Raw genomic sequence first — 25,633 nt, forward strand, 5'->3', positions numbered from 1 at the left:
TGATGCAGGCAAGTTTCCCTCCGGAGATTGAAAACTGGTTCTCGGATCGCGGCTGGCGCGTCCGCAGCCATCAGGCTGACATGTTCACCGCTAGCCTGGCCGGGCACCACACGATGCTGGTGGCCGACACCGGGGCGGGGAAAACGCTGGCGGGGTTCCTGCCGACGCTGGCCGAGTTCTGCCCCAGCCAGTTCGGCGATGATGGACCGCCCGAAGGGCTGCACACGCTGTATGTCTCGCCGCTAAAGGCGCTGGCGCATGACGTGCAGCGCAACCTGATGATTCCGGCGGAGGAAATGGGGCTACCCGTGCGGATCGAGACCCGCAGCGGCGATACACCGTCCGATCGCAAGAAACGTCAGCGTAGCAAGCCGCCGCATATCCTGCTGACAACGCCGGAATCGCTATCGCTGTTGCTATCCTATCCGGACAGTTTCGAGCTTTTCGCGGGCCTCAAGCGCATCGTGATCGACGAGGTCCACGCCTTTGCCACCGGAAAGCGGGGCGATCTTCTGGCCTTGTGCCTCAGCCGGTTGCAGGCGCTCTCGCCCGGCCTCCAGCGTGCGGCCCTGTCGGCCACCGTCGCCCGGCCGGAGGAGTTTCGCGCGTGGCTTGCCCCGTGGGGCGATGTCGGCGCGGTAGACCTGGTGATCGGGGAGGAAGGCGCGCCGCCCGAGGTCGAAATTCTCCTCCCGGAAGGCGAGCGGGTTCCGTGGGGCGGCCATGCGGCAATCTGGGCAATCCCGCAGATTTACGACCTGATCCGGGCGAACCAGACCGCGCTCATCTTCACCAACACCCGGTTTCTGGCGGAATACATCTTCCAGCACCTGTGGGATGTGAACGAGGACAAATTGCCGATCGGCATCCACCACGGGTCGCTGTCGAAAGAGGCGCGGCGCAAGGTCGAAGGAGCGATGGCGCGGGGCGAGCTGCGCGCGCTCGTCGCTACGGCCAGTCTAGACCTCGGGGTCGATTGGGGCGATGTCGACCTGGTGGTGCAGATGGGGGCGCCAAAAGGCTCCTCGCGCCTGTTGCAGCGGATTGGCCGGGCCAACCACCGGCTCGATCAACCCAGCCGTGCGGTGCTGGTGCCGGGCAACCGGTTCGAGTTCCTCGAAGCTACCGCGGCCAAGGAAGCGGTCGACCAGGGGCAGCGCGACGGTGAGGATTTCCTGCCCGGCGGCCTCGATGTGCTGGCCCAGCATATCATGGGCTGCGCCTGCGCCGCGCCGTTCGACGAAGCCGGATTGTTGGCGGAGGTTCGGTCCTCTCCGACCTACAACTGGATCGATGAGACGATCTGGCAGCGAGTGCTGAACTTCGTCGCGACCGGGGGATATTCGCTGACGGCCTATGACCGGTTCAAGCGGATCACGCGCGACGCAGACGGTATGTGGCGCCTGAGCCATCCGGAGCAGGCCGCTCGGCACCGGCTGAACGCCGGGATCATCATCGACAGCCAGATGTATGACGTCCGTTTTCGCAATGGCAGGTCGCTCGGGCGGGTGGAAGAACGGTTTGCGGCCAGCCTTTCTCCGGGCGATACCTTCGCTTTTGCCGGAGTCAGCCTCGAGGTCGAGCGGATCAAGGACGGCGAGGTTAGCGTGCGCGCGTCGAAGAAATCGGCGATGATCCCGTCTTACGGCGGCGCACGGATGCCGCTGACGACACATCTGGCAGACCGGGTGCGCGAAATGCTGGACGACCGCGCGGGGTGGGGCCGCTTTCCGGACGATGTTCGCGAATGGCTGGAGATGCAGGACTACCGGTCCATGATGCCGGGACCGGGTCAGTTGCTGGTCGAAAGTTTTCCGCACGCGAACCGCGAGTATTCCGTGTTCTACACCTTCGAGGGGTGGAACGCCAACCAGTCGCTGGGCATGCTGATCACCCGGCGGATGGAGACCATGGGCCTGCAGCCCGGTGGCTTCGTGGCGAACGATTATTCGCTGGCGGTGTGGGGGCTGAAGCGGGTCGAGCATCCCGCCCCGCTGCTGTCGCCCGACATACTGGGCGATGAATTCGCCGCGTGGGTCGAGAGTTCGCACTTGCTCCGCCGCGCATTCCGCGAGGTCGCGGTGATCGGCGGGCTGGTGGAACGACAGCAGCCCGGGCAGCGCAAGAGCGGCCGGCAGGTGAGTTTCTCGACCGACCTGATCTACGACGTGCTCCGCAAATACGAACCGGATCATATCCTGCTTGACGCTGCTTGGGCCGATGCCCGGGCGAAGATGACCGACATCGGACGGCTCGGCGCGCTTCTCGATCGGGCCGAGGAGCAACTTGTCCATGTCCGGCTGGACCGGGTCAGCCCGATGGCAGTGCCGGTCATGGTAGTAATCGGGCGAGAGAGCCTGCCCCAGGGTGCGGTCGATGACGAATTGCTTCTGGAGGCTGAAAGCCTGGCCGATGCCGCGATGAGAGCTGATCCGCCGGCCGTCAGCGAGGATGATTGAAGCGTTAGCGACGGATTACTTGCCGAATTCGCGATATCGCTCGGTGCCGACGAAGCCGAATTTGGTGACCCCGCTGGCTTTGATGGTGCTGAGCATCCGAGCAGAGACCTGATAACTCGCCATCGCATCTGGTTCGAATTGCAGTTCCGGCTCGACATCGAGCAGCAGCGTATCTTTCAGCAGGCTCGACGTTTCCGCTTCGGTAACAGGCTGGCCGTTCCAGTAAAGACGGTCCTGCCCGTCGATGACCATCTTGTTCTTGTCCTCGAACATTGGAGCAACGACATCGCCCCGGGGAAGGTTGAGGTCCACCGAGTGGGTGGCGACGGGGATGGTAATGATGAACATGATCAGCAGGACGAGCATCACGTCGATCAGCGGCGTGGTGTTCATTGCGCCCATGGCCTGGGGAACGGTGCGTGCTGCGGAGGATGCGAAGGAAGCGGCCATGTTCATTCTCCCGGAAGGTGATCCAATGATATATCATTACTAGCAGGCCAACAAGGGATGAACGTACTGCGGGCCGATCCGCGGGTTGCAAGCTCGGGCGAGAAGGGCACTAGCGAGATCACCACAGACAAAAAAGAGGGGGCGGATCGCTCCACCCCCTCTCAGGAAATTCAGGAATTGGGGCGATTACGCGCCAGCTTTTCCAAATTCCCGATACTTTTCGTTACCGACAAAGCCGAACTTTGAAACGCCGGAACCTTTGATGATGTTGAGAACCTTGGCCGACAAGTCATAGCTTGCGCGCGGTTCAGGTTCGAACTGGAGTTCCGGCTCGACTTCGAACGCCAGCGTTTCCTGCAAGTTACGCACCAGTTCGTTGTCATTGATCGGTGTACCGTTCCACAGGATTTCGTCTGCCTGGGTAAGAACGATCTTGTTCTTGATCGGGTCGACCTGATCCAATGGCGGCGGCACTGAGCTTGGCTGCGGCAGGTCGATATCGACCGAATGCGTCGCTACGGGAATGGTGATGATGAACATGATGAGCAGAACGAGCATGACGTCGATCAGCGGCGTCGTGTTCATCTCCATCATCGGCGAGCCGTCTTCCTTGCCGCCTGAAATTGCCATCGTGGGTTACTCCTGAATATTCAGCCTAGCATTACCAGGCCCTAAGTTGGTTCCGTGACCAGGCAGGCCGAAGCCCGCCCGATCTGACCGGTCAGCCGTTGGGGTCGACCGGATTGGAAATGAAGCCAACAGTTGGATAGCCAGCTGCCTGCACGTTGTAGATGGTTCCTGCAACGCACTGCCACGGCGCGTTCACGTCGCCGCGAATGTGAACCTGAGGGATCAGATCGGGATCCTCCATGATCGCTTCGGGGCCGCCGGCGCGGCTTACGATATTATCGAGCCGTTCGAACGACTGATCGTACAGTTCCTGCGACGTAACCGGCGTCGTGTTGTTGAAATAGATCCGGCATTCGCCATCGCGCGATGCGCCTTCGAACCCTGGTTCACCAGCGCTCCGTCCGGCAGCATCGGTCGTGCTGATGGTCAGCAAGAGATTTTCCACCTTATCCTTCGATTCGACGGATTCCATGATCGGCAGCCGCAGCTTGTCGATTGTCTGGATCGCAACCGGAACCGCGATAAGGAAGATAATGAGGAGCACCAGCATCACGTCGACGAGCGGCGTGGTGTTGATGTCTGACATCGGCGTTTCAAAGCCACCGCCGCCTGCCGAAATTGCCATGGCTAAATCCTATCCTGAACTACTAAATACATTGGATCGCTTTGGTGATTGTCGGGGGCGGCCGTTTCAACCGCCCCCTTAATCCCGATCAGGCCTTAGGTGCGGTAACCGGACGGGCGGCAGCTGGCTTGGCCGCTGCGCCAGCCTGCTGGGTCGACGCCTTGGTCATTGCGGCCGGACGAACGGCACCCTTGGAGTTGATGTTTGCAAGCAGGTCGGTCGAGAAGCCCGCGAGCAGCTCGGCGATCCGCTTGTTGCGGCTCTGCAGCCAGTTGTAGGCAAGCACTGCAGGCACAGCCACGAGCAGACCGATAGCGGTCATGATCAGAGCTTCACCAACCGGGCCGGCGACCTTGTCGATCGATGCCGAACCGGCGAGACCGATGTTGATCAGGGCACGGTAGATACCGATAACCGTACCGAGCAGCCCGACGAACGGGGCAGTTGCACCAACCGAAGCGAGGAACGGCAGGCCGCCCGCAAGCTTGGAGTTGATCGCTGCTTCCGAACGAGCCAGGGAACCGTGCATCCAGTCATGCGCTTCGAGGCTGTCGGTCATCTGGGTGTGCTGCGCTTCCGCAGCGAGACCATCGTCGACCAACTGGCGCCATGCGCTGTTCTTTTCCAGCTTGGTTGCGCCTTCTTTCAGCGAACCCGCGCGCCAGAAACCGGCCTGGATCTGCTTGAACTGGTTGAAGACCTTCTGCTGTTCCATCCACTTGGTAATCAGGATGTAGAAAGAACCGACGGACATGATGACCAGAACGGTGAAGATCGACCATGCGATCACGCCGCCCTGTTCCATGGCTTCCATGAAGCCGAATTGATTCTGCGGTGCTGCGTCAGCGGCTACGGTAAGAAGTTCGATAAGCATTGCGAGTTTCCTCTCAGAAAGAAGCTGTTCAAAAAATCATTGTGGCCTCACCGGCCCACCCCTTGGGCCGGCGAGCGCCGGTTATTCGGGTATCACCCACCGTATCGCGTTCGAATAGGTATCCGTGGTCGGATCCCCATTGCCATCAGTCGCCGGCCGGAAGCGGGCGCGCCGGGTGATATTCCTGCATGTTGCCTCATCAAGGTCAGGGTGACCGCTGGACCTGGTGATGGAGCAATTTGTTACCCTGCCGTCTGCGCCGACGTTGACACGGAAACCAGTGGTTCCTTCGCGTTCCTCGCGGAGAGCGCGTGACGGATAGTCGTTCGCGGTCGCCCAGTTGGCGGGATTGCCGCGCGGTTCGGCGCCCTTGGGCTGTACCCGGGGCGGTGGTGGCGGAGGCGGCGGAGGCGGCGGGCCAACCGGCGCAGGCGGAATCCGCAACGCTGGCGGTGCCGGCGGCGGGATTGTCGGCTGGGTCTGGACCTGCGGCGGACGGACCGCGATGCTGATCGGCGGCGGCGGAGCAACCGGCGGCGGCGGAGCGGTATCAGGCTCAGGCGGCGGCGGTGGTTCGTCTTCGGGTTCAGGTGGTGGCGGCTCTTCGATGTCGACCGTCGTCACACGCTCGATTGCCTTGGACACCGCCTCATAGGCGAGCCCGGTAATCAGCGCATAGCCCAGGGCCACATGGATCAACCCCACAATGATCAGAGCGATAATCCGGTTACCGCTCATCTGTTGGTCAGCGTAGGCCATTCAGTCGCATCACTCCATAGTCTGCGGGCAGGTGAACACACCTACCCAAACGGCTCAGGTCAGAGTCCCCCTCTGCCAGAGCATATTCACTGCTGTCCACCCTGAAAGGCCAAACGAATTTGGTTGCCTTATCGGCCGACCGGACCCGATTGGCCCGGTATGGGCCTGATTGAACGTGTCTTATTAGCTTCATCCAATCGTATTCTTGCATTAGCTTCGAAGAACAGCCCTAGCAAACGCTTTGTCGGTTAACGGCGGATTCACTGCGCTTCTGGTCAAACAATCGTCGCGCGAATCGCTACTCGTCCGGCGAGGCAACCAAGTTGGAAAAACACGTAATGTCGAATATTATGAAGGCGTTGGGCACCGCAGTGGTAGCCGGGACAATCGCACTGGCCCCCGCTGCTACGGCCTTGGCACAAGCCGAGCCGATGGCCCGCGAATCGACCTATGCCGACCTCGTGGACCTGTCAGACGCGTCAAACATGGTCCTTCAGGTCAAGATTCGCAAGCAAGCCGAAGTGAAGGCCGAACGCGCACCGGGATTGTCCCCGGGCATGGCGCGATTGTATGTCGAGGCCGACACGCTTGCCCTGCTGACCGGCAATTCGCCGGTTAGGGAAACGGTGAAATACCTTGTTGACGTGCCGCTCGATGCGAAAGGGCGTGCGCCGAAATTAAAAAAACAGGACATGCTTCTGTTCGCGAAGGCGGTTCCGGGCCGGGCGGGAGAAATCCAGCTGGTCGGTCAGGGCGCGCAGATACGCTGGACGCCGGAACTGGAAGCCCGCGTCCGGCCGATCCTGTCTGGCCTGGTGGCGCCCGACGCGCCGCCGGTGGTGACCGGGGTGCAGGACGCTTTGTCGGTCAAGGGCAATTTGGTCGGCGAATCCGAAACCCAGCTGTTCCTATCGACCCGCCGGGACGCCCCGGTATCGGTGACGGTGATCCGCCGCCCGGGACAGCAACCGACCTGGGGTGTGTCCTTCAGCGAGATCGTCGACCAGTCCGCCGTTCCGCCGCGACCGGACACGCTGGAGTGGTACCGGCTTGCCTGCTTCCTCCCGCAGGAATTACCGGGTGAGGCGAACTTGTCCCGTGACGCCGCTGCGCGCGCGCAAGCCGCCGAAGATTACCAGTATATGATGAGCCAGCTGGGACCCTGCCCGCGTAATCGCCTGTAGGCATTCGGCCTGCGCGGGCCGACTTTTCGGGCGCAGGAAAGGTCGCGGGCCGCGCGTGAAGGCTTGCGCAATCGTGTTCGCCTGCGCAGAGGGCGTCTCCTGACCCAGCCTCAGCGCGCAACAGGAAGCCCCTCTGATCATGGCACAGGACCACTCGTCTCCGGCCCAACCGTCAACCAGCCCGCCGCTGCGTATCGCGCTTGCGGGCCTCGGCACCGTTGGTGCGGGAATGATTCGCTTGCTGGAGACCAACGCCGATATCGTCCGTGCCCGGGCTGGCCGCCCGCTCGAGATCGTAGCGGTCAGCGCGCGTGACCGGTCCAAGAACCGCGGCGTCGATATCAGCAGATTTGCTTGGGAAGACGACATGACCGCCATGGCCGCGCGCGGCGATGTCGATGTGGTGGTCGAACTCGTCGGCGGTTCGGACGGTCCGGCGCTGACCCTTGCCCGCAACACCATCGCTGCCGGCAAAGGGCTGGTCACCGCCAACAAGGCGATGATCGCCCATCACGGGATGGAACTGGCCCGCCTGGCCGAAGCCGCTCCGGCTCCGCTGAAATTCGAAGCGGCGGTTGCCGGCGGAATTCCGGTGGTGAAGGGGCTGCGCGAAGGCACCGCGGCGAACGCGATCGAGCGGATTTACGGCATCCTCAACGGAACCTCCAACTACATCTTGTCGACGATGGAAGCGACCGGGGCCGATTTTTCTGCCGTCCTCGCGGAGGCACAGGCCAAGGGCTATGCCGAAGCCGACCCGACATTCGACGTCGGCGGTATCGACGCGGCGCACAAGCTGTCCATCCTGGCAGGGATCGCGTTCGGGACCTGCATCGACTTCGGTAATGTCGAATGCGAAGGTATCACCGGAGTCCGTGCCGCGGATATCGCGCAGGCCGATGCACTCGGTTACGTCATTCGCCTGATCGGGATGGCCGATGTCGAAACGGGCGGGGACGGAACGCAGCGCCTGCTCCAGCGGGTCAAGCCTTGTCTGGTGCCCAAGGGGCATCCGCTGGCGCATGTTACCGGCGCAACCAACGCGGTGGTCGCGGAAGGCAATTTTTCCGGACGGCTGCTGTTCCAGGGCGCCGGCGCGGGTGACGGGCCGACCGCCAGCGCGGTTGTGGCCGATTTGATCGACATTGCCCGGGGCGAAACCTCGGCGCCCTTCTCGATTCCGGTCGCGGAAATGGTCGCGATGGAACCGGCCGGATCGGGCGCGCGCACCGGACGCACATACCTGCGCTTCACGGTCACCGACCGGCCGGGTGTGCTGGCGGAAATTACCGCGGCCATGAGGGATGCCGGGGTTTCCATCGAAAGCCTGATCCAGCAAGGCCGGGTATCGGAAGGCGGCGAAGTGCTGGTGGCGATGGTGGCGCATGAGGGACCGGAAAAGAACATTGCGCGGGCGCTCGCATTACTCGAAGCTTCGCCCAGCCTGACGGCAACGCCGCTGGTGATGCAGATTATCTCCGGGTAGGGCGAAAACCTACCGTCCGGGAATTTCGCCCTTGCCGACCTTGTCAGCGTCCGAACCTTCCGGAGCTTCGGGCAGGGCGGAGAGATCGATGATCAACGCCGGCGGCGGCGGGCATTTCTGAAGGCCGGGGATACACAGGCCGCCGACGGTCGCGGGTCCTTTGAAAATTCCCGGCCCAGCCACGTCCGGGGCGCGGGGCAGGCCGTCCGCCAGCGCTTCTTCCGATTCGGGATCGAGTTCGGTGGAGGACTTGACCCGGAACTGGGAATTGTCCTGTTCCCGTGCGCAGACCACGATTTCGTCGCCCTCTGGCGGGGCGCACTCGGGTTCCGGCGGCGGCGGACCGTAAGCTTCCTGCGCGCGTTCGGCGACTTGCTCTGCCGTGACGGGCCTTTGATCCTGGGAGTAGGCGGGATTTCCGGCGATGATGATAATCAACGCCGCAAGTCCGGCACTTCTCGACATTCAGTGACTCCCTGTTTAAGCGCCCCTTACCGCGCCAAAGGGACTGAATTAGCCATGAACGATAGCACCACTTCCGCCGCCAGCACACCGGCCCCCGAACGGAAGCGGGTCAACAAGAGCAGCGTACTCGACCGCGCCCTGGTGCTCGAAATGGTCCGTGTGACCGAAGCTGCCGCCATCGCGGCGTCCAAGCTGATCGGGCGCGGCGACGAGAAGGCCGCCGATGCCGCCGCAGTCGAGGCGATGCGACGGGCGTTCGACGAGTTGGAAATCGATGGCACCGTGGTGATCGGCGAGGGCGAACGTGACGAAGCACCGATGCTGTATATCGGTGAAAAGGTGGGCGGTGCGCCGGGTCGGGGCCCGAAGATCGATATCGCGCTCGACCCCCTGGAAGGCACCACCATCACCGCCAAGGCCGGACCAAATTCCCTGGCTGTGCTGGCAGCGGCGGAAGCCGGGTGCCTGTTGAACGCGCCCGACACCTATATGGACAAGATCGCGGTGGGCCCAGGCTACCCGGAGGGCGTCATCGACCTCGCCAAGAGCCCGACCGAAAACGTCAGGGCGGTGGCCGCGGCCAAGGGTGTCGACCCGGCGGATATCGTCGTCTGCGTCCTGGACCGGCCGCGCCATGCCAAGATGATTGCCGAACTTCGCAGCCTCGGCTGCGGCATCTACCTGATCCCGGACGGTGACGTGGCCGGGGTAATCGCGGTGACGGACGAAGACACCACGATCGACATGTACATGGGTTGCGGCGGCGCTCCGGAAGGCGTGTTGGCGGCCGCGGCGCTGCGGTGCGTCGGGGGGCAGTTCAACGGACGGCTGGTGTTTCGCAACGACGACGAGAAAGCCCGCGCCCGCAAGTGGGGCATTACCGACCTGGAACGGATCTACAAACTCGAAGACCTGGCCAAGGGCGATTGCATCTTTGCCGCGACCGGCGTGACCGGCGGATCGCTGCTTGACGGCGTCAAGCGCTACAAGGGCGGCCGGATGACGACCGAAAGCGTGGTGATGCGCGCCAGTTCCGGCACGGTTCGCTGGATCAAGGGCGAACATCACTCCGAGTAAGTTCGCCAAAGTTGGGTGCTCCCTGTCAACAGGGCAGTACCGCGCCCGGTTGCAATAGGCGGCGGGTTGGCTAATCCGGCAGCAACCTACGCCGTCAAAGGGAATACCGCATGAAGATCATGGCCGCCAATTCGAACCTGCCGCTGGCACGGGCGATCGCGGCATATCTCGAAATCCCGCTGACCGATGCCAGCGTCCGGCGCTTTGCCGACGAAGAAATCTTCATCGAAATCCACGAGAATGTCCGCGGCGAAGACGTGTTCGTCATCCAGTCGACCAGCTATCCTGCGAACGACAATTTGATGGAGTTGCTGATTGCGATCGATGCGTTGCGGCGCGCCTCGGCTCGGCGAATCACCGCGGTCGTGCCCTATTTCGGCTACGCGCGGCAGGACCGGAAACCCGGCCCGCGCACCCCGATTTCAGCCAAGCTGGTCGCGAACCTGATCACCGAAGCCGGTGCCGACCGCGTCCTGTCGGTTGATCTCCACGCCGGCCAGATCCAGGGTTTTTTCGATATCCCGACTGACAACCTGTATGCCGCGCCGGTGATGGCGGCGGATATTCAGGCCCGTTACGGCGACCAGGAACTGATGGTCGTATCGCCCGACGTCGGCGGCGTTGTCCGCGCCCGCGCCCTCGCCAAGCGGCTCGACAATGCCCCGCTGGCGATCGTCGACAAACGGCGCGACCGGCCGGGCGAATCCGAGGTGATGAACATCATCGGCGACGTGCAGGGGCGCCACTGTATCCTGATCGACGATATCATCGATTCGGGTGGCACCTTGTGCAACGCGGCACAGGCTTTGCTCGATAGCGGCGCTTCCAGCGTGGCCGCCTACATTACGCACGGTGTCCTGTCCGGCGGTGCGGTAGCGCGGGTGAATGCCTCGGCGCTGAAGGAACTGGTGATTTCCGATACCATCCTGCCGACCGACGCGGCGATCGATTCGGACCGCATCCGGATCCTGACTGTCGCACCGTTGATCGGCGAAGCCGTCCGCCGGATCGCCGACGAGAGCTCCGTCTCCAGCCTGTTCGACTGATATGGCGACGGCGCGCGATCTGGAACTTGCAAACCGGCTGGCGGACGCGGCGGGCTCGGTCATCCGCCCGATGTTTCGCGGTGACTGGTCGCATGAACGCAAGGCGGACGAATCGCCTGTGACCGAAGTGGACAAGGCGGCGGAAGCGGCCATGCGGGCGATCCTCGAAAGTGAAGCCCCCGAAGACGGCATCATCGGGGAGGAATATGGGACCCGCAACGAAAGCGCCGGGCGCCAGTGGGTGCTCGATCCGATCGACGGGACGATCAGCTTCATGGCCGGGCGGCCGATCTTCGGCACCTTGATTTCGCTGGTTCAGGACGGCTGGCCGGTTCTCGGTATCATCGACCAGCCCGTGGGACGCGAGCGGTGGGCGGGCCGCATCGGCCAGGACACCACGTTCAACGGCGCCCCGGTGCGCACCCGCTCGTGCAAATCCCTGTCCGACGCCACTTTAGCCTCATCAGGACCTCAGTATTTCTCCGACGCGGACGGCGCTGCCTTCATGTCGCTCGCAGCGCAAACCTCCAAGATCGTGGTGTGGGGCGGCGATTGCTACAATTACGGCCTGCTGGCCGGCGGAAACCTTGATGTCGTGTGCGAAGCTGGCCTGAAGCTGTATGATTACGCCGCACTGGTCCCGATCGTCGAGGGCGCCGGCGGCTTGATGGCAGACTGGCAAGGCAATCCCCTCGACGCCGACAGTGACGGGCGGGTGCTGGCGCTGGGCGAACCAGCCCGGCTGGAAGAAGTCCTCGAAGCCATGGGCTGAGGCCGTAGGGTGTGTGCCACCGGCACCGAGAGTGCGCGCCGAAACGCTTGATTTAACCCGCCACCGCTGTATACGCCCGCGCTTCACTACACGTGATTCATGAGTTGGCCTGGCCGTTAGGGCTGCCAGGGCTGACAGTACGTGTTTCTGAACAGGAGACGAAAATGCCCAAACTGAAGACCAAGAGCGGTGTGAAGAAACGCTTCAAGATCACTGCAACCGGCAAAGTGAAGCATGGTGTGGCTGGCAAACGCCACCGCCTTACGCATCACAGTGCCAAGTACATCCGCCAGAACCGCGGCACTTCCGTGATTTCCGACGCTGATGCCCGGACAATCAAGAAATGGGCCCCGTACGGTCTCGATTGAGCCGCAGGGACCGCAGAGTTCTGAATTTAGGAGTACTGAAACATGCCACGCATTAAACGCGGTGTAACAACCCGCAGCAAGCACAAGCGGTTACTGGAGCAGGCCAAGGGCTATCGCGGCCGCCGCAAGAATACGATCCGCGTCGCGCGCCAGGCGGTCGAGAAGGCTGGCCAATACGCTTACCGCGACCGCAAGATCAAGAAGCGCACGTTCCGCGCCTTGTGGATCCAGCGGATCAACGCCGCCGTGCGCGCCGAAGGCCTGACCTATTCGCAGTTCATGCACGGCACCAAGCTGGCCGGCATCGAACTGGACCGGAAAGTCATGGCCGACCTGGCGATGAACGAAGGCGCTGCCTTCAAGACCATCATCGAACAGGCCAAGAAGGCACTTCCGGCGTAAGCTGAATTTGACCTCGGAATACAGGAAAGGGCGGTCCGTTGGGCCGCCCTTTCCTTTTTGCGTCTCTGCCCTATGATCGGCCAATAACAAATGGGGACGCACAATGGTTACGAAACAGCCGGTGACGGCCCGTTTCCACAAGCCTTCGGAAGATCTGGCCGGATTTTTTACAAGCTTTTATACTGCCGAGTTTGCTCCTGTCCCGGGAGCTCTCCTGACTGACCGGCTGCATCCCGAATGGGGCGGCCTGCGTATTTTCGACGGCGAGACGCCGCAAAGCCAGATCGGCGTACACCCTGTACTGGCCGATGCCGATCTGGTCCTGACCGGACCAAGCAGCGGCCCACTGCACTTTACCATCGGCAGGACCCACATGTGGGGAATCGGATTTCTGCCGCTGGGCTGGGCAACGTTCGTCGGCCAGCCTGCCGCCACCTACGCCAACACGGTGCACAATGGCCGGACCACCAACGATTTTGCCCATTTCGTGCCGCTAGCGGATCAGTTGCTCGAAGCATCGAAAGCTTCCGCAGCCGATCATTTCGCGATCATGGAAGAATTCTTTCTCAAAGAGGCGCCGCGCTTTGGCAATCTCGATCCGCGGATCCAGACCATCCATACCGCGCTGATCGAGCCGGAACTTCCCGATGTCTCGGAACTGGCCGAGCTATGCGGCGTTCACCCGCGCACCCTCGAACGGCTGAGTCTGCGTTACTTCGGATTTTCGCCCAAGCTGCTGCTCCGGCGACAGCGTTTCATGCGCAGCCTCACACGTTACATGTTGGACCCGTCGCTCCGATGGATCGGCGCGATCGATTCCCACTATGTCGACCAGTCGCATTTCGTGCGCGACTGTCACGATTTCCTTGGCATGGCGCCGAGCGAATACGCGGGCCTCGATCATCCGATCCTTGCGGCGTTCATGCAGGAACGGAAACGCGTGCTCGGTTCGCCGGTGCAAACCCTGGATGCCCCTCCGACGCTTTGATCCTGCTGCCAGACAGGCGCGTGGGCAAACGCGCTTTGCGTTGCGCGGCAATTGGCGCTAGCGGGCCAGCCTATGACTGAATTGAAAGATCGCACCGCGGCCAGCCTTGCCGCCATCGCCGCCGCCGATACGCTGGACGCGCTCGAAGCGCTGCGGATCGACGCGCTTGGCAAGCAGGGCTGGATCAGCGAATTGCTCAAGACGCTGGGCAAGATGACGCCGGACGAACGCCAGGAACAGGCACCGGCCATCCAGGCCGCTCGCGCCGACGTTGCCGAGGCGCTGGCCGCCCGCAAGCGGGCCTTGGAAGATGCCGAACTGGAAATGCGTCTGTCTGCCGAAACGCTGGACCTGACCTTGCCCGCCCCGGAAACGCCGCGCGGCAGTGTGCACCCCGTCAGCCAGGTTATGGACGAACTGGCGGAAATCTTCGCCGATCTCGGTTTTGCCGTCAAAACCGGTCCTGAGATCGAGGACGAGTGGCACAATTTCACTGCTCTCAACATGCCCGAAAGCCACCCCGCGCGGGCGATGCACGACACGTTCTATTTCCCCGATCATGATAATCAGGGCCGCCGGATGCTGCTGCGCACCCACACCTCGCCGGTCCAGATCCGGACGATGGTGGCGGAAGGCGCTCCGGTAAGGATCATTGCCCCGGGCCGGGTCTACCGGTCGGACAGCGACGCCACGCATACGCCGATGTTCCACCAGATCGAGGGGCTGGTGATCGACCGCGGGATCCATCTCGGGCATCTGAAGTGGACGTTGGAAACCTTCCTCAAGGCCTTCTTCGAGCGCGACGATATCGTGCTCCGGCTGCGCCCGTCCTACTTTCCTTTCACCGAACCATCGGTGGAGGTCGATGTCGGCTTTGCGCTCGATAATGGCCGCCGGGTTCTCGGTGGCAGCGGCGATGCGCCGGGCCATGCGTGGATGGAATTGCTCGGGTCAGGCATGGTCAACGCCCGGGTGCTGGAAATGTCCGGGCTCGATCCCGATGAATGGCAGGGCTTTGCCTTCGGCGTCGGGGTCGACCGGCTGGCCATGCTGAAATACGGGATGGACGATTTGCGGGCTTTCTTCGACGGCGATATCCGCTGGCTACAGCATTACGGTTTCAGCGCGTTGGACCAGCCGACCCTCTCCGCCGGTGTGGGAGCACGGGCATGAAGTTCTCCCTCACATGGTTGAAAGACCATCTCGAAACCGGCGCGAGTGCAGCCGACCTGGCCGCGGCAATGAACCGGATCGGCCTGGAGGTCGAAGGCCTGGAAGATCCGGCGGAACGGCTCGCCGGCTTCACGGTGGCCGAGGTGCTGACCGCTGCCCCCCATCCCGATGCGGATAAGCTGCAGGTGCTTACGGTCAGCACCGGGACGGGCGAACCGCAGCAGATCGTGTGCGGTGCGCCCAATGCGCGCGCCGGGATGAAAGGCGTGCTTGGTCAGCCGGGAGCGGTGGTGCCGGCTAACGGCATGGTTCTGCGCAAGAGTGCGATCCGCGGAGTCGAATCGTCCGGCATGATGTGCAGCGTGCGCGAGCTCGAACTGGGCGACGAGCATGACGGGATAATCGAACTGCCCGCCGATGCTCCGGTCGGATCCAGCTTTGCGGAATATCACGGGGCCAGCCCTGTTTTCGACGTGGCGATTACGCCCAACCGGCCCGATTGCATGGGCGTTTACGGCATCGCGCGTGATCTGGCGGCGGCGGGCATGGGAACGCTCAAGCCCATCGCAATGCCGGACTTCGCGGCGCAGGGGCCTTGCCCGGTTGACATCAGGATCGACGATCCGGAAGGCTGCCCGGCATTCTACGGCCGGGTCATCAAGGGGGTCCGCAGCGGCGCCTCTCCCGATTGGTTGCAGCAACGGCTCACGAGCGCCGGGCAGCGTTCGATTTCGCTGCTGGTCGACCTGACCAATTATCTGATGCTCGGCTATGGCCGCCCCGCCCATGTTTACGATCTGGCCAAGCTTCACGGCGCAGTGGTTGCCCGCCGCGCCGCCGAGGGTGAGCAGGTCCAGGCACTCAACGAAAAGACCTATACCCTCGACAGCACCATGACGGTGATCACCGACGATAACGGGGTGCACGACATTGCCGGGATCATGGGCAGCGAAGATTCGGGCTGTTCCGATTCGACAACGGACGTCCTGCTGGAAATCGCCTATTTCGATTCCGACCGGATTGGCGCGACCGGGCGCAAGCTTGGGCTGACTTCCGATGCCCGCACAAGGTTCGAGCGCGGTGTGGACCCCGCGTTTCTCGAAGACGGCCTCGACCTGCTGACCGGACTGATGGTGGAGCTTGCGGGCGGAACGCCGTCGGACATCCTTCGCGCGGGATCGCCGCCAACGGCCGCCGAGGCGGTCGCTTTCGATTCGGCCCTGACCCAGCGGCTTGGCGGGATTTCGGTTGATCCTGGCGAGCAGCAACGGATTCTCGAATCGCTCGATTTTGTGGTGGATGCGTCCGGCGTTCCGTGGTCGGTCACCCCGCCGCTGCGCCGCCATGACATTGAAGGGCCAGCCGACCTGGTCGAAGAAGTCGTGCGGATCCACGGCATCGACAAGGTCGCCAGCACCGCCTTGCCCCGTGCGGACGGGGTGGCCGCCCCGACCACTTCCCGGGCCCAGAGCCTTGAACGGCGCGTACGGCGCGCTGCGGCGGCACGCGGCTTGAATGAGGCTGTGACCTGGTCATTCCTGCCGCGGGCGCAGGCGGAGCATTTTGTTGCCGATGGCCAACCGCTGTGGGTTCTCGACAACCCGATCAGCGAAGACATGAAGATCATGCGGCCCTCCCTGCTACCGGGCCTTCTGGCGGCGGTTAAGCGCAACCAGGATCGCGGCGCGCCCGGCCTGCGTCTGTTCGAAATCGGTCGCCGCTATTTCCGCAATGCCGACGGTTCGAGCGACGAACGGCTGACTCTTGGCGCCGTGCTCGCCGGCGAAAAGTCCGCACGCGGATGGGCCACTGGAAAGGCCGCCTATTTCGATGCTCTCGATGCGAAGGCGGAGGCTCTAGCGCTCCTGGCAGAAGCTGGTGCGCCGACCGGCAATCTGCAGACGATGCTTGAGGCCGGCGACCAGTTCCATCCCGGCCAGTCCGGAACCCTGCGCCTGGGCCCGAAGAACGTGCTGGCCCGCTTCGGCGCGCTGCATCCCCGCACCCTCGCGGCGTTCGACGTCTCCGGCCCTGTGGTTGCGGTCGAGATCTTTCTCGATGCGGTCTCGGCAAAGAAGGGCACGGGCGGTTTCGCGCGCGCAGCCTATGCTCCTCCCACGCTGCAATCGGTCAGCCGTGATTTCGCCTTCCTGGTGCCGGCCGCGCTGCCTGCTGCCGACCTTGTCCGGGCCATTGCCGGTGCGGACAAGGCCAGCATTACGGGGGTGAGAGTGTTCGATGACTTCCGCGGGCAGGGCGTCCCCGAGGGCAAAAAGTCCCTGGCGCTGGAAGTAACGCTGCAACCCGGAGAGAAGAGTTTCCGGGACGAAGAACTGAAGGCAATCTCCGACCGCATCGTGGCGTCCGCAGCCAAGCTTGGCGGGGAGCTGCGAGGCTGATCATGGCATCCAATTCACAAAACCCGCGCCGCACCTTCGCGATCATCTCGCATCCCGATGCCGGCAAGACCACGCTCACCGAAAAGCTGTTGCTGCAGGGCGGCGCAATCCATCTCGCGGGTGAGGTCAAGGCGCGCGGACAGGCGCGGCGGGCGCGGTCGGACTGGATGAAGATCGAACAGCAGCGCGGCATATCGGTGACGTCCAGCGTGATGACGTTCGAGCGCGAGGGGATCACCTTCAACCTGCTCGATACGCCAGGCCACGAGGATTTCTCGGAAGATACCTACCGCACGCTCACCGCGGTCGATTCCGCGATCATGGTGATCGATGCGGCCAAGGGGATCGAGCCGCAGACGCGCAAGCTGTTCGAGGTCTGCCGGCTTCGTTCGGTGCCGATCATCACCTTCGTCAACAAGGTCGACCGCGAAGGACGCGACACGTTCGAACTGCTGGATGAAGTGGCCGACATGCTGGCGCTCGATGTCAGCCCGCAAGGCTGGCCGATCGGCATGGGCGGGCAATTCGAAGGGGTGCTCGATTTCACCACGGGTATGGTCGCGCGGCCGGAAGGCCCGAGCAAGGAATTCAAGGGCCGGCGCGACAAGGACCCGGTGCTGCCGGAAAAATTCGCCGACGAAGCCGAACTGGCGCAGGCGGGCTATCCCGAGTTCGACTTGGAAGCGTACCGCAACGGCGACCTGACGCCGGTCTTCTTCGGATCGGCACTGAAGAACTTCGGTGTTACCGAACTGATCGAAGCAATTGCCGATTTCGCTCCGCCGCCGCGTCCGCAGCCTGCGGGAGACGAGCAGATTTCGCCCGACCGCGATGAAGTGACCGGCTTTATCTTCAAGGTCCAGGCCAATATGGACCCCAATCACCGCGACCGGATCGCCTTCATGCGGCAGGTATCCGGCACCTTCAAACGCGGCATGAAGCTCACGCCTAGCGGGCACGGCAAGCCGATCGCCATCCATTCGCCGATCCTTTTCTTCGCGCAGGACCGGGAACTGGCGGACACTGCGGAAGCGGGCGACATTATCGGGATTCCCAACCACGGCACGCTGCGGGTGGGCGATAGTTTGTCGGAAAAGAACCTCGTTCGCTTCACCGGCCTCCCCAATTTCGCGCCGGAAATCCTGCGCCGGGTGGTGCTGAAGGACCCGACCAAGACCAAGCAGCTCAGGAAGGCGCTTGACGACCTGTCCGAAGAAGGCGTGATCCAGGTTTTCTATCCCGAATTTGGCGCGAACTGGATCGTCGGTGTGGTCGGCCAGTTGCAGCTGGAAGTGCTGATTTCGCGGTTGTCGGCGGAATACAAGGTGGAAGCGGTGCTCGAACCGGCGCCGTTCGACACCGCGCGCTGGATACGCGGCAGCGACGAGGCAGTGGCCACGTTCGAGGGGTTCAATCGCGCCAATCTGGCCCGCGACCGCGACAACGATCTGGTGTTCCTCGCCCGGTCGGCATGGGATGTGAACTACCAGCAGGAAAAGCACCCCGAGCTGGTTTTCTCCGCCACCAAGGAACGGTGACAAGAATTTTTTCCCGGCCTAACATGCCGTCATGGCCGATTTTTCCGACACGCTAACCGCCGATCACATCGCGATGATCGAAAACCAGCCGATCTTCTTCGTCGCCACGGCGGCGGAGGGCGCGCGAATCAATCTCAGTCCCAAGGGCTACGACGCGTTCCGCGTGCTGGGGCCTGATCGTGTCGCCTATCTCGATCTCGGCGGGTCGGGCAACGAAACGAACGCGCATCTGCTGGCCGACGGGCGGATCACGATCATGTTCTGCAACTTCCAGCAGCCCGCGCTGATCTTGCGAATTTACGGCAAAGGCACACCCGTGCTTCCCCAGGACGAAGGGTGGGAAGCGCTCGCCGCGAACTTCGTGCTGCTCCCCGGTACCAGGCAGATCTTCGATATCGCGGTCGAATCGGTCCAGACCAGCTGCGGCTGGGGCGTGCCGGTCATGGAGCTCGAAAAAGAACGGGCGACGCTCGTCAAGTATCACGCGCAGGCCGACCCGGCCAAGTGGACGGCCAAGACCGCCGCCCGCGTCACCAGTATCGACGGGTTGCCCGCGCGGCCGACCGATCGCTACATTGCCGGTGACGCCTGACCCCCTCATGCAACTGACGTTCGCCAGTTACAACATCCACAAGGCGGTGGGCACCGATGGTCGGCGCGATCCCGAGCGGATTATTGCTGTCCTGCGCGAAATGAACGCCGACATCGTCGCCTTGCAGGAAGTCGACCTGCGGTTCGGCGACCGGGCGACCGTGATTTCCCGCGCTGCGCTTGACGATACCAAATGGCGTGCGATCGATGTGGCCAAACGGCCGCGCAGCCTCGGCTGGCATGGCAACGCCTTGCTGGTGCGCCGGGATCTCGAAATACTCGGCGCCACGCCGATCGACTTGCCCACGCTCGAGCCGCGCGGAGCGATCAGTGCCGATATCGAGGCCGACGGCCAGCGCTTCCGGGTGGTCGGTACGCACCTCGATTTGTCTGGGCTGCGGCGGCACGACCAGGTCCGCGCGATCCTGAAGCATTGCGGCAGCCAGGACGTCGCTTGCCCGACCGTGGTGATGGGCGACTTCAACCAATGGGGGCACCGCGGCGGAATCATGCGAGCGTTCGTGCCGCCATGGCAGGTCCTGTCACCTGGCCGCAGCTTCCCCAGCCGCCGACCGCTGGCACCGCTCGACCGGATTATCCTGTCCCGCGAATGGACCGGCATGCAGATGGGAGTCCATCACAGCCGCTCCTCAGCCGAAGCGTCTGACCATTTGCCCGTATGGACATCTGCACGCCTGCCTAGAAAATAGGCATTGCCTAATATAACGGCAAAATCATTGAAGGTCGGGAATGGAATTGTTACCCAAACGTTAGGATTCCCTGCGCTTTAGGATTCTGGCACGAAGATTGCTCTTTTGCCGATGCCGGTGATCGTCCGGTTAGTAGCAGGGGGGCTCGATGAAATTCATCATTGCCATCATCAAACCGTTTAAGCTCGACGAAGTTCGCGAAGCGCTCACGGCTGTCGGCGTCGCGGGCATGACCGTGTCCGAGGTCAAGGGTTTCGGCCGCCAGAAAGGTCAGACCGAGATTTACCGCGGGGCCGAATATTCCACCAACATGTTGCCCAAAGTGAAGATCGAAATCGCGGTGAGCGACGAGATTGCCGCCCAGGTGGTCGAAACCATCATGGAAACCGGCAGCACCGACAGCATCGGCGACGGGAAGATCTTTGTCTTCGACCTCGCTTCGGCAACCCGCATTCGCACCGGTGAAACCGGCGATACGGCCCTATGACTGACATGAGGGATATGACGATGATCCGTAAAATGATTTGCGGCGCAGGCGTGCTCGGCACGTCGATGTTTGCCGCCACCGCCGCGTTCGCGCAGGAAGCCGCCGAAGCGGTTGCCGAAACCGTGGCCGAAGTCGCTCCTGCCGTGGCAGAAGCCGCACCCGCGGTTGCCAACCCGGGCAACAACGCCTGGATGATGACTTCCACCATCCTGGTCCTGCTGATGATCCTGCCGGGCCTGGCGCTGTTCTACGGCGGCCTGACCCGGTCGAAGAACATGCTCAGCACCATGACGCAGGTTGGCGGCGCTGCGGCGCTGGCCATGCTGATCTGGGTGATGTGGGGCTATTCCACCGCGTTCGGGCCCGAGGGCAACGCCTTCTTCAGCTGGGGCAACCTGTTCCTCAGCCAGGTCACGCCCGACAGCACGGCGGCGACGTTCTCGGACGAAGTCATCTCCGAGTATGTTTTCGTCAGCTTCCAGATGACCTTCGCGGCCATCACCGCCGCGCTGGTTCTCGGTGCAACGGTGGAGCGGATGAAGTTTTCCGCTGCGATGCTGTTTACCGCGATCTGGCTGACGGTCGTCTATTTCCCGATCGCCCACATGGTATGGGCCGGCGGCGGACTGCTGTTCGAAATGGGTGCTCTCGACTTTGCCGGCGGTACCGTGGTGCACATCAACGCCGGTGTCTCGGCGCTGGTGCTGGCCATGGTCCTCGGCAAGCGCAAGGGCTACCCGACCGAACCAATGCCTCCGCACTCGATGGTGATGACCATGATCGGCACCGGCCTGCTGTGGGTTGGCTGGTTCGGCTTCAACGCCGGTTCGGAACTCGAAGCGGACGGGATTGCCGGCCTTGCAATGATCAACACCTTTGTCGCAACGGCAGCGGGCGCTTTCTCCTGGATGCTGATGGAACGGCTTGCCGGGCACAAGGCTTCGGCGCTGGGCTTCTGCTCGGGCGTTATCGCCGGACTGGTGGCGGTAACCCCGGCGGCGGGCAACAGCGGACCCTTCGGCGCGATCGTGCTGGGCTTCGTTGCTTCGGCCATCGCTTACTTCGCGGTTGCCAAGCTGAAGAACAAGCTCGGCTATGACGATGCGCTCGATGTCTTCGGGATTCACGGTGTTGCCGGGATCATCGGCGCCATCGGCACCGGCATCGTGTACCAGCCGCAGTTCGGCGGACCCGGTGACGGATCGACCGCCATGGGCGCTCAGTTGGTCACCCAGGTCATCGCCGTTGCGGTTGCAATCGTCTGGGCCGCTGTCGGCACCGCGGTCATCGCCTTCATCGTCAAGGCTGTCATCGGCCTTCGGGTTACTCCGGAGATCGAGCAGGAAGGCCTCGATATCGGCGAACACGGAGAACGCGCTTACAACTGACACCGAGATTGGTGGGCCGGGCATCCTCTCCCGCCCGGCTCGCCAACCCATGTTCCTCCTGCGAACATCACCTATAAGGGCCGGAGCCAGCCGCTCCGGCCCTTTTTTTGAAGTTTAGAGGGCCGCTTTCACGAACTCGCTGCACCGTTCGCCAATCATGATGCTGGGCGCGTTGGTGTTGCCGGAAACCAGCCGCGGCATGATGCTGGCATCGGCAATCCACAGCCCCTCCACTCCGCGCGCCTTGAGCCGAGGATCGACCACGCTGTCAGCATCGGCACCCATCCGGCAGGTGCCAACGGGGTGGTAAACCGTATCGGCGCGGCTGCGGATCATGTCGTCAAGCGCAGCATCGTCGTCGAGATTGACCGGATGCCGGTCCTTCGGCGCGTAGTCGGCCAGCGGTGATGCCTCGGCGATCCGGTGCGACAGCCGGACCCCGGCACGCAGAACCGTTATATCCCGGTCATCGTCGAGGAAATTGGGATCGATCCGCGGCGGCGCGGCGGGGGCGCCGGTATTCAGGCGCACCGTGCCACGGCTTTCTGGCCGCAGGACGCAGGCGTGGAGGGAAAAACCGTGCCCCTTCACCTTCTCGCGGCCATGGTCTTCCAGCATGGCGGGCACGAAGTGCCACTGCACGTCCGGGACCGGCGCATCGGGCATTACCCGCCAGAATCCGCCTGCCTCGGCATAGGGCGTGGTCATGATCCCGGTCCGCTTGCGGCGATGTTCGACCATCGCCTTCACCATCCGGACCGTGCCCGCGAGGCTGTCGCCGATGGGCACCTGCGATGCGGTTTCCCAGCTCGACACATAATCGACGTGGTCCTGCAGATCGCTGCCCACAGCCGGCTTGTCGACCGCAACTGCGATGCCGTGATCGCGCAGGTGGGCAGCAGGGCCGATGCCCGACAGCATCAGGATCTGAGGGCTGTTGAACGCGCCGGCGGACAGGATCACTCCCTTGCGGGCGGTGATGATCTCGCGCGATTTCCCGCGCCGGATTGCCACTCCGGTTACCCGGCCGCTCTCGATGACCAGCCTTTCGACCAGTGTCCGCGTCAGGATGCGTAGATTGCCGTTTTCCTTGAGCGGTTCGACGTAAGCCCGAGCGGCCGACCAACGTTCGCCGTCCTTCTGGGTAACCTGGTAGACGCCAAACCCTTCCTGACGTTCGCCGTTGAAATCGTCATTGCGGCGCAGCTGGAGCGCCTCGGCACTTTGGACGAAAGCGGTGCTGGTGGGGTTGAGGTAATGCTGGTCGGACACATGCAGCGGTCCGTCGGCGCCGTGGAATTCGTCCGCGCCCCGGACATTGCACTCTGCTTTCTTGAAGTAGGGCAGCACGTCGTCATAGGCCCAGCCATCGCAGCCGAGGTCGACCCAGCGGTCATAATCCCAGCGGTTGCCGCGGATATAGACCATCGCGTTGATGGCGCTCGATCCGCCCAGACCCTTGCCCCGCGGTTGATAGCCAACCCGGCCGTTCAAACCTTTCTGCGGGACTGTGTCGTAGCGATAATTGGTGTTCTTGAGCAGGAACGGCATGAAGCCGGGCGTCTTGACCAGGAAATTGTCGTTGGTGCCGCCAGCCTCGATGAGGCAGACCTTGCAGGCCGGGTCTTGTGCCAAACGCCCCGCTGCCGCGCTACCCGCGCTCCCCCCGCCGATGACGATAATGTCGAACTGGTCCATGCTCTCTCCGTTTTTCTTTGGAGGTTAGGCAGGCTTTTCCTGTCCGGCAATCGGGTTGTCATTCGGGACTGTTTTTTCCATGTCGTCCGAAGCTGCGCGGCCATGTTCGAGCCAGCGTTCCCGGATCATGTCGGACGTTTCGCGGCTGCCATCATGGGTCCAGCCCGGCGGACGCCACAGATACGGCAGCTTGTGCCGCCACGGTGCCCGCCAGACATCCTGCGCGATCCCGACCCATTCGTGGAACACCGACCACAACAGGTTGAAGGTGCCGAGCTGGCGCACGATCCCGTAGCGGATGCGTTCGCTTTCCGTCTCCGCCTGGAACGTGCCGAACAACCGGTCCCAGACGATGAATGTCCCCGCGTAGTTGCGGTCGAGATACAGCGGGTTGGTCGCATGGTGGACCCGGTGGTGGCTGGGGGTGTTCATCACCGCCTCGAACCAGCGCGGCATCCGCCCGATTGCTTCGGTATGGATCCAGAACTGGTAGATAAGGTTGAACGCGCCGACGAACAGGATCATCGCCGGATGAAAACCAACTAGCGTGAGCGGTATGCGGAAGATGAAGGACAACGCGAAGAAGCCTGTCCAGCTTTGCCGTAGCGCGGTCGACAGATTGTAATGCTGGCTGGAATGATGGTTCACGTGGCTCGCCCAGAACCACCGGACCCGGTGGGCACAGCGGTGGAAGACGTAATAGCCCAGGTCGTCGAGCACGAAGCATAGCGGCCACGCCCACCACACGCTCCACCATTCATCGCCGAAATCGAATATGCGGAACTGGTACAGCCACAGCGACAATGCCAGCACCGCGCCGCCGGTAACCAGTCCGGCGACCGAACTGCCCAGCCCGAAGGCAAGTGAGGTCAGCGTGTCGCGCGGCTCGTAGCTTTCCGGTCGGCGGCGGCGGGCCCAGATCATCTCGATCAGCACCAAAACCACGAAAAACGGAACGGCGAAGTCGATCGGGGAAAAATCAGGCATGGTGTCCGGCCTTGGCAGGGTTGATGCATTGCACCCAGTTGTCGGGCCGGTCGATATCGAGAGTCACCCTGCCGAACAGCCGCTCGCCCGTGTCTATTTCCAGCACCGTACGGCCGTGATCCTCGCGGACCGAGGCAGTCGAACCGGCGCCAAGCAACCGACCGGAGAACTGCGCTCCATGGACCTTGATCAGGACGGTTCGCCCATTCCGGTCCCGGACCAGCGCTGCGCGGCCAGCATCGTCTACGGCAGCATCATCGGCGGCAAAACCGCATATCACTTCGTCCGCGAGCCCTTTCGCATGGTCGGCGTCCCGGATGCGAACATCGCGGCCCAGCCCCATCCGGTGGGCGATCCACGCCAGCACCAGGATGGCGGCAAGCGAAGCCACAAACTGCGCAGCGGCCCCCACTATTTCCTCCGTTGGGCCAATTCTTCCATGGCCGGACGGACGGGTGCCAAGTCGTAACCGGCCAGCGCCGCCTGCTGCTCCAGCACGTCGGGGTCGGCACCCTTCGACGCTTCGGCCAGCGCCCACAGCAGGGTGGAGCGGGTTCCGCTGCGGCAATAGGCCAGCACCTGTCCTTCGGCCGAATCCAGCGCGTCGATCATTTCGCCGATTTGCGCGTCGCTGAAGTTCCCCCCGGAAATCGGAATCCAGACGAATTCGATATTCTTGTCGCCGGCGGCATCCCGGACTTCACTACTCGATGGCTGGCCCGGATCTTCGTCATCAGGCCGATTGCAGACGATCAGGGTTACCCCCTGTTTCTGCGCGGCCCCGATATCCTCCAGCGAAATCTGCGGGCTGGCCATGAACGAATCGGAAAGGCGGCGGAACTGGCTCATGACTTGGGGTCCTGCATAAATGTAACCTCTTTCCTGCGCCTGACAGCGCAAACGTGCAACCCGCACACCGCCATACTATGCGAAAATGTCACATTTTTGGGTTACGCCGAGGCCGTTACTTAAAATGTTCGCGCAGGCATGGAATTTGCGCTATGATTGTTGCCTGTTTGGTGGGATTTCAGACAAGTTTCTGCTTCTACCGTAAATGTCTGGTGCGCTTTCCGCCCG

At 62.8% G+C, this 25,633-nt stretch carries 26 protein-coding genes; 16 read left to right on the forward strand and 10 right to left on the reverse strand.

Annotation, left to right across the window (positions count from 1 at the left end; genetic code table 11):
• Positions 1 to 2 precede the first annotated feature (2 nt).
• Complete coding sequence (locus GRI65_RS09495) at positions 3 to 2,459, forward strand: ligase-associated DNA damage response DEXH box helicase (RefSeq protein ID WP_160756258.1); 2,457 nt, start codon at positions 3 to 5, stop codon at positions 2,457 to 2,459.
• 15 nt (positions 2,460 to 2,474) lie between these two features.
• On the opposite strand, the gene GRI65_RS09500 is transcribed toward GRI65_RS09495, so the two are convergent.
• The 5 genes from GRI65_RS09500 to GRI65_RS09520 form a co-directional block, all read right to left on the reverse strand.
• The gene (locus tag GRI65_RS09500; RefSeq protein ID WP_232844028.1) at positions 2,475 to 2,909 is read right to left on the reverse strand and encodes an ExbD/TolR family protein; all 435 of its coding nucleotides are present in this window, start codon (positions 2,907 to 2,909) and stop codon (positions 2,475 to 2,477) included.
• A 186-nt stretch (positions 2,910 to 3,095) separates the two neighbouring features.
• On the reverse strand, positions 3,096 to 3,539 hold the full coding sequence (locus tag GRI65_RS09505) for an ExbD/TolR family protein (RefSeq protein WP_160756259.1): 444 nt from the start codon (positions 3,537 to 3,539) through the stop codon (positions 3,096 to 3,098).
• A 91-nt stretch (positions 3,540 to 3,630) separates the two neighbouring features.
• Complete coding sequence (locus tag GRI65_RS09510; RefSeq protein WP_202391234.1) at positions 3,631 to 4,164, reverse strand: ExbD/TolR family protein; 534 nt, start codon at positions 4,162 to 4,164, stop codon at positions 3,631 to 3,633.
• Between the two features lie 88 nt (positions 4,165 to 4,252).
• Positions 4,253 to 5,038, reverse strand: coding sequence for a MotA/TolQ/ExbB proton channel family protein (locus GRI65_RS09515; protein WP_160756260.1), 786 nt, complete (start codon positions 5,036 to 5,038; stop codon positions 4,253 to 4,255).
• 81 nt (positions 5,039 to 5,119) lie between these two features.
• Positions 5,120 to 5,797, reverse strand: a complete 678-nt coding sequence (locus GRI65_RS09520) for an energy transducer TonB (RefSeq protein ID WP_160756261.1) — start codon at positions 5,795 to 5,797, stop codon at positions 5,120 to 5,122.
• Between the two features lie 338 nt (positions 5,798 to 6,135).
• On the opposite strand from GRI65_RS09520, the gene GRI65_RS09525 reads away from it, so the two are divergent.
• Positions 6,136 to 6,981 carry a hypothetical protein gene (locus GRI65_RS09525; protein ID WP_160756262.1) on the forward strand — a complete coding sequence of 282 codons (846 nt, stop codon included), beginning with the start codon at positions 6,136 to 6,138 and terminating at the stop codon, positions 6,979 to 6,981.
• Positions 6,982 to 7,120: 139 nt separating this feature from the next.
• Positions 7,121 to 8,467, forward strand: coding sequence for a homoserine dehydrogenase (locus tag GRI65_RS09530; RefSeq protein WP_160756263.1), 1,347 nt, complete (start codon positions 7,121 to 7,123; stop codon positions 8,465 to 8,467).
• A 9-nt stretch (positions 8,468 to 8,476) separates the two neighbouring features.
• On the opposite strand, the gene GRI65_RS09535 is transcribed toward GRI65_RS09530, so the two are convergent.
• Complete coding sequence (locus GRI65_RS09535; RefSeq protein ID WP_202391235.1) at positions 8,477 to 8,932, reverse strand: hypothetical protein; 456 nt, start codon at positions 8,930 to 8,932, stop codon at positions 8,477 to 8,479.
• Positions 8,933 to 8,986: 54 nt separating this feature from the next.
• Between GRI65_RS09535 and glpX the strand changes: the two genes are divergently transcribed.
• From glpX to GRI65_RS09600, 13 genes are all read left to right on the forward strand, one after another.
• Positions 8,987 to 10,009 carry a class II fructose-bisphosphatase gene (glpX, locus tag GRI65_RS09540; protein ID WP_160756264.1) on the forward strand — a complete coding sequence of 341 codons (1,023 nt, stop codon included), beginning with the start codon at positions 8,987 to 8,989 and terminating at the stop codon, positions 10,007 to 10,009.
• Between the two features lie 110 nt (positions 10,010 to 10,119).
• Positions 10,120 to 11,055, forward strand: coding sequence for a ribose-phosphate pyrophosphokinase (locus tag GRI65_RS09545; protein ID WP_160756265.1), 936 nt, complete (start codon positions 10,120 to 10,122; stop codon positions 11,053 to 11,055).
• A 1-nt stretch (position 11,056) separates the two neighbouring features.
• Entirely contained in the window at positions 11,057 to 11,827 is a 771-nt protein-coding gene (locus GRI65_RS09550) for an inositol monophosphatase family protein (RefSeq protein ID WP_160756266.1), read from the forward strand.
• A gap of 164 nt (positions 11,828 to 11,991) precedes the next feature.
• Positions 11,992 to 12,195, forward strand: a complete 204-nt coding sequence (gene rpmI, locus GRI65_RS09555; protein WP_160756267.1) for a 50S ribosomal protein L35 — start codon at positions 11,992 to 11,994, stop codon at positions 12,193 to 12,195.
• A 42-nt stretch (positions 12,196 to 12,237) separates the two neighbouring features.
• Positions 12,238 to 12,597 carry a 50S ribosomal protein L20 gene (gene rplT, locus GRI65_RS09560; RefSeq protein ID WP_160756268.1) on the forward strand — a complete coding sequence of 120 codons (360 nt, stop codon included), beginning with the start codon at positions 12,238 to 12,240 and terminating at the stop codon, positions 12,595 to 12,597.
• 103 nt (positions 12,598 to 12,700) lie between these two features.
• On the forward strand, positions 12,701 to 13,585 hold the full coding sequence (locus tag GRI65_RS09565; protein ID WP_160756269.1) for a helix-turn-helix domain-containing protein: 885 nt from the start codon (positions 12,701 to 12,703) through the stop codon (positions 13,583 to 13,585).
• A gap of 72 nt (positions 13,586 to 13,657) precedes the next feature.
• Positions 13,658 to 14,758 (forward strand): phenylalanine--tRNA ligase subunit alpha, encoded by a 1,101-nt coding sequence (pheS, locus tag GRI65_RS09570; protein ID WP_160756270.1) that lies wholly within the window; start codon positions 13,658 to 13,660, stop codon positions 14,756 to 14,758.
• Entirely contained in the window at positions 14,755 to 17,157 is a 2,403-nt protein-coding gene (pheT, locus tag GRI65_RS09575; RefSeq protein WP_160756271.1) for a phenylalanine--tRNA ligase subunit beta, read from the forward strand. Before pheS ends, pheT begins: the two co-directional genes overlap by 4 nt.
• 2 nt (positions 17,158 to 17,159) lie before the next feature.
• On the forward strand, positions 17,160 to 18,695 hold the full coding sequence (locus GRI65_RS09580) for a peptide chain release factor 3 (protein WP_160756272.1): 1,536 nt from the start codon (positions 17,160 to 17,162) through the stop codon (positions 18,693 to 18,695).
• A gap of 31 nt (positions 18,696 to 18,726) precedes the next feature.
• Positions 18,727 to 19,287, forward strand: coding sequence for a pyridoxamine 5'-phosphate oxidase family protein (locus tag GRI65_RS09585; protein WP_160756273.1), 561 nt, complete (start codon positions 18,727 to 18,729; stop codon positions 19,285 to 19,287).
• The gene (locus GRI65_RS09590; protein WP_408609040.1) at positions 19,277 to 19,996 is read left to right on the forward strand and encodes an endonuclease/exonuclease/phosphatase family protein; all 720 of its coding nucleotides are present in this window, start codon (positions 19,277 to 19,279) and stop codon (positions 19,994 to 19,996) included. The genes GRI65_RS09585 and GRI65_RS09590 overlap by 11 nt, the downstream gene beginning before the upstream one ends.
• A 148-nt stretch (positions 19,997 to 20,144) precedes the next feature.
• Entirely contained in the window at positions 20,145 to 20,483 is a 339-nt protein-coding gene (locus GRI65_RS09595; protein ID WP_160756274.1) for a P-II family nitrogen regulator, read from the forward strand.
• Between the two features lie 20 nt (positions 20,484 to 20,503).
• Complete coding sequence (locus GRI65_RS09600) at positions 20,504 to 21,871, forward strand: ammonium transporter (RefSeq protein WP_160756275.1); 1,368 nt, start codon at positions 20,504 to 20,506, stop codon at positions 21,869 to 21,871.
• A gap of 114 nt (positions 21,872 to 21,985) precedes the next feature.
• On the opposite strand, the gene GRI65_RS09605 is transcribed toward GRI65_RS09600, so the two are convergent.
• The 4 genes from GRI65_RS09605 to GRI65_RS09620 are packed head-to-tail and all read right to left on the reverse strand — an operon-like array spanning position 21,986 to position 25,405.
• On the reverse strand, positions 21,986 to 23,569 hold the full coding sequence (locus GRI65_RS09605) for a GMC family oxidoreductase (protein WP_160756276.1): 1,584 nt from the start codon (positions 23,567 to 23,569) through the stop codon (positions 21,986 to 21,988).
• A gap of 24 nt (positions 23,570 to 23,593) precedes the next feature.
• Positions 23,594 to 24,556, reverse strand: a complete 963-nt coding sequence (locus GRI65_RS09610; protein ID WP_160756277.1) for a sterol desaturase family protein — start codon at positions 24,554 to 24,556, stop codon at positions 23,594 to 23,596.
• Positions 24,549 to 24,968 (reverse strand): hypothetical protein, encoded by a 420-nt coding sequence (locus tag GRI65_RS09615; RefSeq protein WP_202391236.1) that lies wholly within the window; start codon positions 24,966 to 24,968, stop codon positions 24,549 to 24,551. The genes GRI65_RS09610 and GRI65_RS09615 overlap by 8 nt, the downstream gene beginning before the upstream one ends.
• A complete protein-coding gene (locus tag GRI65_RS09620) occupies positions 24,968 to 25,405 on the reverse strand; it encodes a TIGR01244 family sulfur transferase (RefSeq protein ID WP_160756278.1) in 438 nt (145 codons plus the stop codon). The genes GRI65_RS09615 and GRI65_RS09620 overlap by 1 nt, the downstream gene beginning before the upstream one ends.
• Between the last annotated feature and the right edge of the window lie 228 nt (positions 25,406 to 25,633).

This window comes from Allopontixanthobacter sediminis, from assembly GCF_009828115.1.
GTDB lineage: Bacteria > Pseudomonadota > Alphaproteobacteria > Sphingomonadales > Sphingomonadaceae > Allopontixanthobacter > Allopontixanthobacter sediminis.